General features: G+C 55.5%; 13 protein-coding genes. 4 read left to right on the top strand and 9 right to left on the bottom strand.

Annotation, left to right across the window (positions count from 1 at the left end):
* Positions 1 to 22 precede the first annotated feature (22 nt).
* Positions 23 to 634, top strand: a complete 612-nt coding sequence (locus tag KIS77_00605; GenBank protein ID MCW5920820.1) for a hypothetical protein — start codon at positions 23 to 25, stop codon at positions 632 to 634.
* A 153-nt stretch (positions 635 to 787) separates the two neighbouring features.
* Here the strand turns inward: KIS77_00605 and KIS77_00600 are convergent, their stop codons facing one another.
* The 6 genes from KIS77_00600 to KIS77_00575 all read right to left on the bottom strand — a co-directional run bounded on the left by KIS77_00600 (position 788) and on the right by KIS77_00575 (position 6,389).
* Positions 788 to 1,621 (bottom strand): phytanoyl-CoA dioxygenase family protein, encoded by an 834-nt coding sequence (locus KIS77_00600; GenBank protein MCW5920819.1) that lies wholly within the window; start codon positions 1,619 to 1,621, stop codon positions 788 to 790.
* Between the two features lie 211 nt (positions 1,622 to 1,832).
* Entirely contained in the window at positions 1,833 to 2,582 is a 750-nt protein-coding gene (locus tag KIS77_00595; GenBank protein ID MCW5920818.1) for an acylneuraminate cytidylyltransferase family protein, read from the bottom strand.
* Positions 2,583 to 2,672: 90 nt separating this feature from the next.
* A complete protein-coding gene (locus KIS77_00590) occupies positions 2,673 to 3,677 on the bottom strand; it encodes a Gfo/Idh/MocA family oxidoreductase (GenBank protein ID MCW5920817.1) in 1,005 nt (334 codons plus the stop codon).
* 220 nt (positions 3,678 to 3,897) lie between these two features.
* Positions 3,898 to 4,848, bottom strand: coding sequence for a hypothetical protein (locus KIS77_00585; GenBank protein ID MCW5920816.1), 951 nt, complete (start codon positions 4,846 to 4,848; stop codon positions 3,898 to 3,900).
* A gap of 66 nt (positions 4,849 to 4,914) precedes the next feature.
* Complete coding sequence (locus KIS77_00580) at positions 4,915 to 5,805, bottom strand: N-acetylneuraminate synthase family protein (GenBank protein ID MCW5920815.1); 891 nt, start codon at positions 5,803 to 5,805, stop codon at positions 4,915 to 4,917.
* A gap of 23 nt (positions 5,806 to 5,828) precedes the next feature.
* On the bottom strand, positions 5,829 to 6,389 hold the full coding sequence (locus KIS77_00575) for an HAD hydrolase family protein (GenBank protein MCW5920814.1): 561 nt from the start codon (positions 6,387 to 6,389) through the stop codon (positions 5,829 to 5,831).
* 507 nt (positions 6,390 to 6,896) lie between these two features.
* On the opposite strand from KIS77_00575, the gene KIS77_00570 reads away from it, so the two are divergent.
* Positions 6,897 to 8,399 (top strand): serine hydrolase, encoded by a 1,503-nt coding sequence (locus KIS77_00570; protein ID MCW5920813.1) that lies wholly within the window; start codon positions 6,897 to 6,899, stop codon positions 8,397 to 8,399.
* A gap of 110 nt (positions 8,400 to 8,509) precedes the next feature.
* Here the strand turns inward: KIS77_00570 and KIS77_00565 are convergent, their stop codons facing one another.
* Positions 8,510 to 9,325, bottom strand: coding sequence for an SDR family oxidoreductase (locus tag KIS77_00565; protein MCW5920812.1), 816 nt, complete (start codon positions 9,323 to 9,325; stop codon positions 8,510 to 8,512).
* A 196-nt stretch (positions 9,326 to 9,521) separates the two neighbouring features.
* Here KIS77_00565 and KIS77_00560 point away from each other — a divergent pair, with 196 nt between their 5' ends.
* A complete protein-coding gene (locus tag KIS77_00560) occupies positions 9,522 to 9,818 on the top strand; it encodes a hypothetical protein (protein MCW5920811.1) in 297 nt (98 codons plus the stop codon).
* A 24-nt stretch (positions 9,819 to 9,842) separates the two neighbouring features.
* Here KIS77_00560 and cmk read toward each other — a convergent pair whose 3' ends face one another.
* Positions 9,843 to 10,517 (bottom strand): (d)CMP kinase, encoded by a 675-nt coding sequence (cmk, locus tag KIS77_00555; protein MCW5920810.1) that lies wholly within the window; start codon positions 10,515 to 10,517, stop codon positions 9,843 to 9,845.
* A gap of 114 nt (positions 10,518 to 10,631) precedes the next feature.
* On the opposite strand from cmk, the gene KIS77_00550 reads away from it, so the two are divergent.
* Positions 10,632 to 11,960, top strand: coding sequence for a glycosyltransferase (locus KIS77_00550; GenBank protein MCW5920809.1), 1,329 nt, complete (start codon positions 10,632 to 10,634; stop codon positions 11,958 to 11,960).
* An 88-nt stretch (positions 11,961 to 12,048) separates the two neighbouring features.
* Here KIS77_00550 and KIS77_00545 read toward each other — a convergent pair whose 3' ends face one another.
* Positions 12,049 to 12,570: a hypothetical protein gene (locus tag KIS77_00545; GenBank protein MCW5920808.1), complete on the bottom strand. Its 522-nt coding sequence runs from the start codon at positions 12,568 to 12,570 to the stop codon at positions 12,049 to 12,051.
* Positions 12,571 to 12,790 lie beyond the last annotated feature (220 nt).

Genomic DNA, 12,790 nt, shown 5'->3' with positions numbered 1-12,790 from the left:
AACAAAAATATACGAATCAGTCATGAAAAAAATAATCGCCGCTGCGATGGCAGCCATGCTGGCCTTCTCCTGCCACCACGACCCCACGGAACCCATAGAGCCTCAGCCACCCCTCGCGCTAAAGCCCAACGACTTCCCGCCAGGGCAGCGCAAACACGGCTGGGCCAGCGCCATCAAAAACGACACCATAGACTGGCAGGCCTCCGCGAGGGCCAGCTTTCATTTTTTGCGCAACGACTTCTTCTTTTGCGCTTTTACCACACACGCGACCAACGAACCGGGCTGGGATTTTTTGAGAGAACAACTCACTTTTGGCAACATGGCGCTGCGGCCCAAAACCTACCCGCTCAAAAACAACGTGAACTGGAACGTGGACGACGGAATCGCTTTTGCAATAGTAGGCCGTTATTTGGGTGAAGGCGACGAGGTGGTAATGGGCTATGAGATAGACGAGTCTTATGGCGATGAAAACTACATCAGGATATCGGTGATTGACACCGTGGCCAAAGTGGCGGAGGGGGAGTTTTCGGCGCATTTTGTCGCCGATACTTTTTTCAACGCCAACCTGTGGCTATATCCCAAACACACCTCGTTCAAAAGCGGAAAATTCAGGTGTCAGCTGGTGCCGTGGTGATGCGGTGGATTCGACACCGGAACGTCGGAAGGGTTTAGAACGTCGGAAGGGTTTAGAACGTCGGAAGGGTTTAGAACGTCGGAAGGGTTTAGAACCCTTCCGACGTTATCGCAAACCCCTTCCGACGTTATCGCAAACCCCTTCCGACGTTACCTATTTAAACTGCCGCGCCACCATCGAGAACGCCTTTGAGGGCAACCAAGCGCCTTCGATGGGTTCGCCGTCGAACGACTCATCGGCGTAGAGACCCGCGTCGCGCAGGCGCGCGGCGAGTTCGGGATGCAACGTTTGATAGTTCAAATCCTCGCGTAGGTGGCGGTAGTAGTTGTAGTGATTTCGGAAATGACTGTTTTCGACCCCATAGGCCACAAAAAACGAGTATTTCGTGCCCTGAAAATCGCTGCCCGTGTGGATGGCACGCGGGTCGAAAATGACGCAATCGCCCGGCTCCGTCGCCACCCAATCGGCGCGAGCGTGCAGGGGGTCTTTGCCGCCGATGAGCGAAAGCGCCTTCGTCAGGCCGCTCAATTTGCTTTCGATAAAATGCCGTTCGTTGTCCGGCAATCGGTCGGGACGATGTGTGCCTTTCACGAGACCGAGCCGAAAACCGCCTGTTTTTTCCTGCAAATAAATGCCCACGCGCACGAGCTGGTACGGCTCCGCCGATTCGTCCCAGTCGGGGCCTTTGCCAAAGCTGCGGCACACGCTGTCGCGGTGCCAGTGGAACGACGAGAACCCGACGTGCAAATCGTTGTGTTGCAAAAACTTGATTTCCTCGCCCAACAATCCGCGCACCGCCGCGAGAATTTTCTCATTGAAAATCACATCCCAAAACGGGCGGTTCTGACAGACACCATCGGGCAAAGTCCATTTTTGGCTGCGCCCGACCGAGAGGGCATCCAGTTCTTGTTTGTAAAAAGCGATTTGTTCGGGCGAAAACAACGAACGAACGACGGTGTAGCCGTCGCGAGAGAATTGCTCACGCATGATTTAAAGTCATTAAAGTTATGGGAACGGCCTTTCCGAAAATTCGAAACTTTCGGAAAGATGGGGTGACACAATTTCCAAATTCCAATGAACACCGGAACGTCGGAAGGGTTTTGAACCCTTCCGACGTTGAACCCTTCCGACGTTGAACCCTTCCGACGTTGAACCCTTCCGACGTTGAACCCTTCCGACGTTGCCGGACCGACGCGCTTCATGCTGGCGCCAGACCCACAGGCGACACAATCTCCAAATTCCACTTCGCCAAAACATGTTCCGCATAGTCCCACTGGTACAAATTGTCGAGGTCAATGGCGTATTCGGGCGGCACGAGGCAGGGCAAAATCACGTCGCCCGTCAGGCTATGTTTTTGGATAATCGTCTCTCGGCGCATCACCTCGACATGGCCCGTCTGCCAAAAAGTGTCGGGCAAAGCCTGTCGCGGCTGATTGTACGGTTCAGGCAAGTCAAGTGTCAGCAACGGCTGCAATGCCCCATTTTCGATGCGCCACATTTTGAAGGGGTTTTGCCCGGAGGGCGTGACGCAGCGCACACTGTCGGCATCGGGTGCGTTCCGCAAAAGTTCAATCGCCTCGTCCACCAGATGCGTTGGGCGCAGCGGCGAAGTGGGGCGCAACTGTACGATGATGTCGGCGCGGTAGCCCTCGTTTTCCTCCAGCCAGCGCAGCGCGTGCTCGAACACCGGAAAATCCGTCGTCGTGTCCTCGGCCAGTTCCGCAGGCCGCAAAAACGGCACCTCGGCGCCCCATGCGAGCGCGACTTCCGCGATTTCCGCGCTGTCGGTCGAGACGAGCACCCTGTCCACCCATTTGGCTTGCAAGCCGGCGGCTATGCTGTAAGCCAGCAGCGGCGCACCGCCCAGCAGCCGAATGTTCTTTTTCGGGATGCTTTTCGAGCCGCCGCGCGCGGGGATGAGGGCGATTGTTTTAGGATAGTCGGGCATTTCGTATCAATTTTCCTTGTCATTCTGGCGGAATCCGTCCACTCTACGAGGTTAAATCGCAAGAGATGCGCACTAAGAGCGGGCAGGTTCTTACAGAACGACAAATTCGGTGGGTGTTTTTTCAAGCATATTTTTCGCCGCCAGCGCCATTTCCAGCGCCCGGATGCCGTCGCCCAAATCGCAGGCCGGGCGGCGGTCGTTTTTGATGCAGTCCAAGAAGTCGGCGACCTCGACGAGGAACATTTCGTTGCGCTCGAAGAATTTGCCGGGGGAAATGGTCTTGAAGCCAAGCCCACACTCGTCCGACGAATTGAAATAAACTTTTGCGGCGCCCAAATCCGCATCCCACTCGATGCGCCCCCGGGTGCCGATGATTTGCAGGGTATGCTTGGCGGGTTTCGACACATAATCGAGATAGACCGAGCCGATAGCGCCATTCTCGAAACGGAGCGACACGAGCGCCACGTCCTCCGTGTCGGTCTCCAAATCGGACAATTGGCCGCCGACGGCGACGACGACTTCTGCCTCGTCGAGCAACCACCGCAGGTAGTCGAACGGGTGACACAGCGTGAGCACCACGCCGCCGCCCAAATCCTCGCGGGCGCTATACGAGTGGCGGTAGTCCTCCCACGGGTGCCAACCGGGCAGGTATTCGCCCCAATGTGCGTGCGCCGACACTACTTTCCCGATTTGGCCTGCCGCGAGCGCCTGTTTTATTTGCCTAAAAACCCCGTGATAGCGAAATTGGAACCCGACTTGGGCTTTCAGCCCCTTCCGTTCCACGAGAGCCGTCAATTCATCCAACCCTTCGAGCGTGTGCGACACGGGTTTTTCCAAAAAAACATGACAACCCGCGCGGGCGGCTTCAAGCGCGGTCTGCAAGTGCAAAGCGGTCGGGTTGCACACAAACACCGCGTCGGGCCGCCACTCCAAACCACTTTCCATGGACTCAAAAGTTAGATGGGGCGGCAAATCATCGGCGGGCAACTGGCAACGGTGCTGCGTGACGGCAGCCAACTGCCGCACACCCAATGCAGAGAGGTTTTTTATATGGCGGCGCCCAATGGAGCCAAGACCGACGAGGAGGATTTTCATGGTTCGTATCTGATTTGTCATGTTTATGCGGTCGAGCCTCGGATGCGCATACTCAAGATGTGCCCCGTTTGTCGTCCTGACGGGAGCCGTCCCCTCTACGGGCGGGGCAACCCACGCGACTTCCCTATTAGAGCGGACGGTTCCTTACAGGATGACAAACGGGGCGAGGCAAAAAATGCGCATCAGATGCTCAGAGGTAAAAGCGTGACAAAAAATTGGTTTACAAAAAATTGCGACAAATATCAGCGATGCGGTTGGCCGATGTGCCGCCGTTTTGAACTGGCCTCAACCGCTCCGCGAGGCTGGGGTCGAGGTCGCTGTAAACGGTTTTTCCCATTCCCAGCGCCACCATGAGCACGGAGGAGTATTTCGTGACCATCGCCGTGCAGTTGGCGATGATGGGGTGGATGTTCCCACGGGTGTAGGTGATGGCTTGGGGGGCGTGGTGCTCGATTTCGCGCAGGGCGCGGGTGTGGTTTTCGTTGGGGTGCAATTTGAAAATGACTTGCCGCCCATCGGCCACTTCGAGCACCTTGCGGATGAATGCGGGGCGGTTTTCGTACTGAAAGCTCTCGCGTAGGCAGGAGGTTGCGCCCAAAACGAAGTCGCGGTGCGGAAAATCATTGTCCTGAAATCGCTCCAAATCGTCGAAGTTGGGGATGCCTGTGACTTCGATGCGTTCGGGTCGCACGCCTTTTCGGACGAACATCTCGCGGAAGCCTTCGGAGGCCACGCAGAATTTTTGGTAAGCGTGCGAAAGCCCCGTCATGGATGTGTTGCCCAAATAGCGCGGCAAACCGAGTTGCTTCACCAAGTGATAGGTCAGGTTTTCGGGGGTCATCATACCTTCTTGCACCAGCACGATGGGTATGTGACGGATGTTTTTCGGCACGATTAAATCGGAGCAAGTGACGACCAAATCGTAGTGGTTGCGTTCGCCGCGCTCGTCCACTTGCAGTTTTTTTTCCTGAAAAAACGCTTCTGTCGCGTGCCGCGCCACTCCGCCGAGAATGGTGAAATCCAGCCAACCGCGCATGGCCAAGGCCCGCACCACGCCGTCGCCGTAGTAGGGAGTGAACCAACACTCATGTTCTTCCAATGCTTGCGCGACACGCCAGAGCATGGTGGTCTGGTTGAGCGAACCGCCGATGAAGAGGATTTTTTTAGTCATAACAGTACGCCGGAACGCTGTTCCGGCTTTTAAACATTTTGCCGGAACAGCGTTCCGGCGTACATTTTATGTGTTGACCAATTCCTCGTTTTGCACCCGCCGCAGTTTTTTCCGACTGCTCATTTCGCTTTCATAGACGCGCTTCACACCGTCGCCCAGCGCCTCTTCCACCGCACGGATGTCTTTCACGAGGCGGTGCATGCCGGTGGGTTCCACCGAGGCGGCTTGGTCACTTCCCCACATCGCGCGGTCGAGCGTGAAATGCCGCTCCACGAAACAGGCGCCCATTGCCACCGCCGCCACCGTCGTGGCCAATCCCGTCTCGTGTCCCGAATAGCCGATGAGTGTGTCGGGGAACATTTCCCGCAAGGTGTGGAGCATTCGCAGGTTGAGCTCGTTGAGGGGGCAGGGGTACGAGGAGGTGGAGTGCGCGATGAGCAGGTTGTCGGTGCCGATGGCTTCGACGGCTTCCACAATTTCGTTGAGGGTGGACATTCCGGTGGAGATGATGAGGGGCTTGCCGGTTTCTTTCATTTTCGAGAGAAGGGCGTGGTCGGTAAGGGAAGCGGAGGCGGCTTTGTAGAGCGGCGGGTCGAATTGTTCGATAAAGTCCACCGATAGCTCGTCCCAGCAGGAAGCGAACCAGTCAATGCCGCGCTCGCGGCAGTGGCGATTTATTTCCACATATTCGACAAATGAAAATTCCACTTTGTGGCGATATTCCATATAGGTCATGCGGCCCCAAGGGGTGTCGCGCTCGATGTTCCATTGGTCGCGGGGAACGCAGAGTTCAGGGGTTCGCTTTTGGAACTTGACGGCTGAGCATCCGGCGGCGGCGGCCTCGTCAATGAGTTTTTTGGCGATGTCGAGCGAGCCGTTGTGGTTGATTCCGATTTCGGCGATGATGTAGGTGGGTTCTTCTTGCCCTATTTTTTTGTTCGTGTTGAGCCAAATCATGAGTGGTTGTTCGTTGCTGGTTATCAGTTGATAAGAATTGATTTTTTGGAAGAGGTGCCGTGTGTGGGTGAACTGGTTTTCGCTTGGATGATGCGCTCGGCGAACTCGCGGAAGGCACCGTGGCCGCCGGGTTTTTGGCAGATGTAATCGGCTATGTGGAGGATGTCGTCTTCGGCATCGGCGGGGCAGGCGGTGAGGCCGACGGCTTGCATGACGGCTTGGTCGTTCACGTCGTCGCCGATATAGGCCACCTGTTCGGGGGCAAGTTGGCGGCGTTTGAGGATGTCGGATAGGACTTGGTGTTTGTTTTTTGCTCCGAGATGAAGTTCCACTATTTGTAGTTTTTCGGCGCGGCGGGCCACGATGGGCGAGTTCTCGCCAGTGACGATGCCAGTCTCTACGTCGGCAAGTTGGCGGAGGCGCTCCACGCCCATGCCGTCGCGCATGGAGAAGCGTTTGAGCGCTTCGCCGTCAGCGGAATAGTACACCCCAGCATCGGTGAGTACGCCGTCGCAATCGGTCAGGAGGAGCCGAATGCGAGTGGCTTTTTCGATAAATGAGCGGGATAGTTCGGCCCCAAGCATGGGGGCAAAGGTGCTGGGCGTATATTTCGTGAAAATGAAGCGGGGGTTATGTTGATTTTAAATCTTTTATTGCGGCTTTACGCAGGGTTTGCACTTGCTTAAACGCTTGTTTACACGACCGCATAGGCAGGAGCAGCACCTCGAAGAATTGGTGGGAATTGCTTGAAGTTGGGCATCGCCCCAGAGCGTGCCGAACGACGCTGTCGGTAGTCAATTGAACCGATTCACCCAACGACCAAACAAGCCGATGCGTCGAAAAAGGCCGCCCGGGCTTGCCCTTGCAAACAATCAGACCAAACGAATACCTGAACTTTGAACCATTAGACTTATTGCGGTGAAGGCCTTTGGCGAAGAGAAAGCCCTTTTTCCAACTGGCTTCGTTCAATTTTTCGCCGAATATGCCCGATTTCGACTGCAAAATTTGCCTTACCAGCCGAAAAAATGCCCCCCCTTTACTCAAAGCACCTCACCGCAACAAGTCAATTATTTCACCACACAAATTGAACGATGAAAAAACAAACTCTCCTCCTCCTCCTCTGCTTGCTTTTCGGAGCCAACGTTTTTGCCCAACAACTTCAACTGCGTGCCCCGCTCCGCGAATCCGCCCATGCACTGCACGACCGATTGGCCCAAAAAACACCGACGGGCAAATCGCCTTCCGCTCTCCTAAGCCTCGAAGATGCCCTCAACCAAGCTTTCGACGATGTGTGTGCCCCCACGCCCATCAAAGGCATCAACGCTGCTGTGCTGCTGCCCGACGGCTCGGCTTGGAAACGCGCGCACGGGGTCGCCGCCGAGCTCCCGCTCCCCATCCCGCTGACCACAAATCACTTGATGGGCATGGGCAGCATCACCAAAACCTTCGTGTCCGCCACGCTGCTGACGCTCGTGGACGAAGGCTTGCTCACGCTCAACGACAGCATCGGGAAGTTTCTCGCGCCATACCCCAACGTGAACGGCAAGGCGACCATCCGCCAGATACTGAGCCACCGTTCCGGTTTTTCGGATTATCTCAACGAGAATCCTGCCATGACGACGGCTTGGGTGGCCAACTTGGACAGCATCTGGGACACCGACACCATCCTGAAATACTATGTGCTGGCACCCAATTTCCCCACTGGCCTTGCGTGGTCTTATTCCAACACCAACTACCTGCTGGCAGCGCGTATCATCGAAAATATCACGGGAAAAACATGGTACGAAGCGGTGCGCGAGCGCATCCTGACCCCTATGAACCTGACGCGCACCTTCGCCTACCCGTGGGAATCGGCAGGCAACCAGCCTTTTTCGCACGCCTTCGCCGACGCGGACAACAACGGCACCGTGGAAGGGCTGCAAGGCATCGGCATCTCGATGGATGGCCTATTCAGCATCGCCGCCGGGGCCGGATGCCTGATTTCAACGCCGGAGGATATCGCGCGTTTTTGTGAGCGCCTGTTCGGAGGACACCTGCTCCAACCCGCCACCTTGGCCGCCATGCAGACGGACTATCTGCAAAATGCCTCCACAGGCATTCGATACGGTCTTGGCGCTTATTCGCTTATCGGTCTGCAGCCTCTGAAAAACTGGGGGCATGACGGGAGCCTGATTTATCAATCGTTTGGGTTTTACTTCCCTGACCTCAACATCGCTATTGCCGTTCAACAAAACGACGACCGCAACGGCACTCCTCAAATGCCGATGAATGACTTGGTGGATGTCTTCCTTGCCCTGTTGGATGCCTACCTCGAATATGACCCCAACACCTCCACCCACGATGTCGCGCTGAACGAGCAGGTGCGCGTGTTCCCCAATCCGACCGCTGGCGCGCTCACGGTGCAATGGAACGAATGGCCCTCCGAAGCCACGCATCTCACCTTGCTGAATGCCTTCGGGCAAACGGTGCGTTCGCAACAGCAGGTGCGCGACTTGCAGACCTCGCTCGACCTTTCCGACCTGCCGAAAGGCTTATACTTCTTGCGTTTGCAAAGCGGAGCGAGTGTGGGCGCGGTGCGGGTGGTGGTGGAGTAGCGCGACGTTTACGAAACCTCCGAGGTTTCGTAAACGTATTCTGGGTACGCGACGTTTACGAAACCTCCGAGGTTTCGTAAACGTGATTCGGAACGAGATTCCCCTCCCCCTCACACCGCCGTCCATCCCCCATCCACCACCACATTCGCGCCCGTCATGTAGGCCGAGGCATCGGAGGCGAGAAACACCAAAACGCCCTTGTAATCAGTGGGTTGCGCCATGCGACCGAGGGCGGTGCGGCGGCTGTAATTGTCCACAAACCACTCATCCTGACCATTGGCCACGCCGCCGGGCGAGAGCGAATTGACACGCACGCCGTTTTTGCCCCAATAGGCGGCGAGGTAGCGGGTGAAGTTGAGCACCGCGCCTTTGGTGGCGGGGTAGGCGGGCGATTTGTAAAACACCTGCTCGCCGTCGGGTTTTTGGTACAAGGACTGGTCAGGCCCGACCATGCCGTAGGTGGAAGCGATGTTGATGATGCTGCCCGTGCCGCGCTCAGCCATGGGAGTGCCGAAAATCTGGGCGGCGAGAAAAACGCCCGTGACGTTCACCTCTAGCGATTTGCGCCACATTTCGAGCGGGTAATGTTCAAATTTTGACTGTTCGGCGGCCAACGCGGGGTTTTCAAACATATCGTTCACGGCGGCATTGTTCACCAATACGTCTATTTGCCCGTATTTTTCCAAAATCGAATTCCGCGCCGCGACGAGCGAGGTCGGGTCGGTCACATCCACCCGCAGCGAAAGATGGTCGCGGTCGGGCAAGGTGCTTTCCACCGCAAGACAGGTGTCCAAATCCAAATCGGCGACGACGACACACGCGCCCGCCTCAGCCAGCGCAAGGCAGTGTTGGCGGCCCAACAGGCCAGTGGCACCGGTGACGATGGCGGTTTTGCCGTAGAGAGAAAATAGTGCGGGAGAAGTCATGTTGCAGAATTTTTCAATCGGCAAAAATCCTGCGCGTGAGGCCGTTAGAACAATGGGAATGAAAAACTTAGCGATAACTTATTGTGTGCGACGTTTGCGTGACGTTTACGAAACCTTGAAGGTTTCGTAAACGTAGGGAAACGCTAGTGGAACTTTTCACTTCAAACTGCCCGTTAGTGGCCGAAATTTGAAAGCCATGGAAAATCAAACCCCACTTGCGCAGCACGATGCGCTCGAACAAAAACTGGCCAAGTTGAAAATCATCTACGCCGTCATGCAACCTTCCTTGCGCGGTCGTTGGATTCGACTTGCGATTCGGGAAACACTCACCGTGGCCCTCTACGTCATTTTCTGGAAATACGCTTGGGTACGTTGGTCGCTCTACCTCGTTGTGCCGTTGGTTTTGGTCAACCTTCTGATTTTGTCGGCACTCACATGGGGGTTGCCGCGCAAAATCAAGCAGCTGAACCAACAGCTTGAGCAGCTCGATTGAGTCGCTTGCCCTCGAAGCAAACGTTTAGGACTCCACCCGCGCCCGCACCAGCGCCAGCGCCTTTTCCAACTGCTCCTCCTCCGAGAGCAAGGTGTTGTCAATCACGATGGCATCGGCTGCTTGTCGAAGGGGGCTGTCAGCGCGGCTGGAGTCAATCCGGTCGCGTTCGAGCAGGTTTTTTTGAATTTCATTCCAGTCTGCATCAATGCCTTTGGCAGCCAATTCAAGGTGGCGGCGGCTGGTGCGTACATCCAAGTCGGCGACGAGGAAAATTTTAATTTCGGCATCGGGGAACACGACCGTCCCGATGTCGCGCCCATCGGCCACGATGCCGCGCCGCTTGCCCATCGCCTGCTGCTGCGCCACCATCGCCCTGCGAACCGCGCTAATGGCCGATACCGGGCTGACGTGCTCGCTCACGCGCATCTCGCGGATATCGCGTTCCACGTCGCGGCCATTCAGAAAGGTACGGTTCTGACCGTCAATGCGTTCAAAATGAATCTCGATGTGGCGCAGGGCCTCCTCCACGGCATCGGGAGCGTGGTAGTCAATCTGGTGAGCGAGAAAATAGAGAGTCACGGCGCGATACATGGCTCCGCTGTCCAAATAGGCGTAGTGGAGCGCCTTGGCGAGTCCTTTGGCCAAGGTACTTTTGCCACAAGCAGAGTGGCCGTCAATGGCGATGATGATTCGTTTCATAATGATGCCGCAAAAGTGAGACAATTTGGGAATGTGCTGATGTGCTAATTTGGGAACCTTGATAGGTGGAGGGCAATTTGCGCCGATGCACCACCTTTGCGCATCAATTTTTTCATGCTGCAAGATTTTGTTTGGTCATGCTTGTTCTGGCTCTATGTGGCCGCCACACTGACACAGTTGTTGGTGTGGTGGCGTGTTTTCGGCAAGTTGGCCTCCGCCACCCTCCACCCTCCGCCCTCTACCTTCCACCCTCTACCCTCCACCTTCCACCTTCCACCCGTCTCCATCATCCTCTGCGCCCGCAACGAGGCCGACAACCTGCGCCGCTATTTGCCGAAAATTTTGGCCCAACAATATCCGGGCGAATGGGAGGCCATCGTCGTGGACGACGCTTCGGAGGATGAAACGCCCGCCGTTTTGCAGTTTTTCTTGAAAAAAAATGCCCGTTTGCGCGTGGTTCGCATTTCTGAAAAAAGACATGCCGGAAAAAAACACGCCCTCGCGCAGGGCGTTGCGGCGGCCAAACACAACCATCTGCTGCTGACCGACGCAGACTGCGAACCAGTGTCTCCGCATTGGCTGTTGCAGATGACGAGGGTGCTGGTCGAAAGGCCGGAGACGGAAATTGTTTTGGGATACGGGCCGATGAAAAGAATAGACTTGTTGCGGTGGAGAGATTTGAGTGAAGGGGATTGTCATTTTTTCGACTGGAAAGGCAAATTTTGCAATCGAAATCGGGTATATTCGGCGAAAAATTTAACGAAGCCAGTCGGAAAAAAGGCTTTCCCTTCGCCAAAGGCCTCCACCGCAACAAGTCTAATTGAGAGCGGCTGGCTGAACACTTGGTCGCGCTTCGAGACCGCGCACACGGCCATGCAATACCTATCGTTCGCGCTGGCTGGCATGCCCTACATGGGTGTGGGCCGCAATCTGGCGTTCAAACGAGCGGCCTACGAACGGGTGGGTGGTTTTGAGGCGCATTGGGATGTGCCTTCCGGCGACGACGATTTGCTGGTGAACGCGGCGGCCACCTCCCGCAACACCGCGATTTGCCTGCACCCTGATGCCTTCGTGTTTTCGGAAAGCAAAAAAACATGGCGCGAGTGGGTGCGGCAAAAACAACGGCACTTGGGTGCCGGCAAGCGGTATCGGTGGCGCCATCAAGCCGTGCTGGCGAGTGTCAGTTTGTCTCACGTTTTGCACTATTTGATGTTTGTGGCGTTGTTGGCGGCGGGGTTTGGCATGGTAAGTGTCGTGTTTTTGTTTTGCCTGCGCAGTGCTTCTTTGCTGTTTCTGTATTGGAAAATCTTGCCCAAATTGCGCGAATCCTCTTTGCTTTCCCTGATTCCGAGTTGCGATGCGCTGTTGGCAGCGTACTATGGAGCATTTGTACCTTTTTTTTTAATCAAGCCACAGAGCAGCCGCTCGACGTGGAAACAATGACGCTGCCGAAGCCAACCCTTTCCGCCCTGACCACCACTTTGGCCGGGCATTGAAGAGGCGAGTGTGGTCAGAGGCGGAGGCGGAGCGTTTATTTCTCCATATATGGTGTCCAGAAAACACCCTCCGTGAGGCGAATCGTGTCGGGAAAACCATCTTTTTTGATGGGCGACAGGAGGGTGTCACGAATGAACGTGGCCTGATAGGTGCCATAGAGCCAGCGTGTCGAGGTGTTGATTTCGGTGATGGATACGGTGTTGTCCGCCTCGTCCAAAAGCACATAATCGTCGAGTGCCAAATCGTCGTCAAAGGTGAAAAGGTAAGAAATATGTGGAATGTCCGGGATATTGGCTTTGTGAATGGGATAGTCACCTTTTTTGGCGGGAACATTGAAGACCACTGTTTGGAAGCGCAGACGCTCTTCTGAATAATACTCAAGATAAACGTGAAACCGATTTCCTTCCCGGAGCATTGCCTGTGCCTTGAGTGTAAGCGACGTATTATTGAGCTTCACTGTCGAAGACCCATGCGATGGCTCCTCCTCCTTCTTGCAGCCATGCAGCACAAGAAATGAGAGCAGAAATGCACTTAGAATAGCGATGCGATTTTTCATAAGAGATGTGCGATTGAAGATACGTTATCAGCCTTGTTGCGGTGGATGCCTTTGGCGAAGGGAAAGCCCTTTTTCCGACTGGATTCGTTACATTTTTCGCCGAATATGCCCGATTTCGACTGCAAAATTTGCCTTGCCAGCCGAAAAAATGACAATCCCCTTCACTCAAAGCCCCCCACCGCAACAAGGCTATTGAAAACTTGACGGCGCGCAGCGTAAG

This window comes from Saprospiraceae bacterium (assembly GCA_026129545.1).
Classification (GTDB): domain Bacteria; phylum Bacteroidota; class Bacteroidia; order Chitinophagales; family Saprospiraceae; genus M3007.
Note: the sequence above shows the minus strand (reverse complement) of the source record. Positions and strands in the feature narration are given on the sequence as shown.

Bases quoted from the DNA above. Each gene is read 5' to 3' on its own strand.
- KIS77_00570 (MCW5920813.1), top strand. From the start codon at position 6,897: ATGAAAAAACAAACTCTCCTCCTCCTCCTCTGCTTGCTTTTCGGAGCC.
- KIS77_00580 (MCW5920815.1), bottom strand. From the start codon at position 5,805: ATGATTTGGCTCAACACGAACAAAAAAATAGGGCAAGAAGAACCCACC.
- KIS77_00565 (MCW5920812.1), bottom strand. From the start codon at position 9,325: ATGACTTCTCCCGCACTATTTTCTCTCTACGGCAAAACCGCCATCGTC.
- KIS77_00575 (MCW5920814.1), bottom strand. From the start codon at position 6,389: ATGCTTGGGGCCGAACTATCCCGCTCATTTATCGAAAAAGCCACTCGC.
- KIS77_00590 (MCW5920817.1), bottom strand. From the start codon at position 3,677: ATGAAAATCCTCCTCGTCGGTCTTGGCTCCATTGGGCGCCGCCATATA.
- KIS77_00595 (MCW5920818.1), bottom strand. From the start codon at position 2,582: ATGCCCGACTATCCTAAAACAATCGCCCTCATCCCCGCGCGCGGCGGC.
- KIS77_00545 (MCW5920808.1), bottom strand. From the start codon at position 12,570: ATGAAAAATCGCATCGCTATTCTAAGTGCATTTCTGCTCTCATTTCTT.
- cmk (MCW5920810.1), bottom strand. From the start codon at position 10,517: ATGAAACGAATCATCATCGCCATTGACGGCCACTCTGCTTGTGGCAAA.
- KIS77_00560 (MCW5920811.1), top strand. From the start codon at position 9,522: ATGGAAAATCAAACCCCACTTGCGCAGCACGATGCGCTCGAACAAAAA.
- KIS77_00605 (MCW5920820.1), top strand. From the start codon at position 23: ATGAAAAAAATAATCGCCGCTGCGATGGCAGCCATGCTGGCCTTCTCC.
- KIS77_00585 (MCW5920816.1), bottom strand. From the start codon at position 4,848: ATGACTAAAAAAATCCTCTTCATCGGCGGTTCGCTCAACCAGACCACC.
- KIS77_00600 (MCW5920819.1), bottom strand. From the start codon at position 1,621: ATGCGTGAGCAATTCTCTCGCGACGGCTACACCGTCGTTCGTTCGTTG.
- KIS77_00550 (MCW5920809.1), top strand. From the start codon at position 10,632: ATGCTGCAAGATTTTGTTTGGTCATGCTTGTTCTGGCTCTATGTGGCC.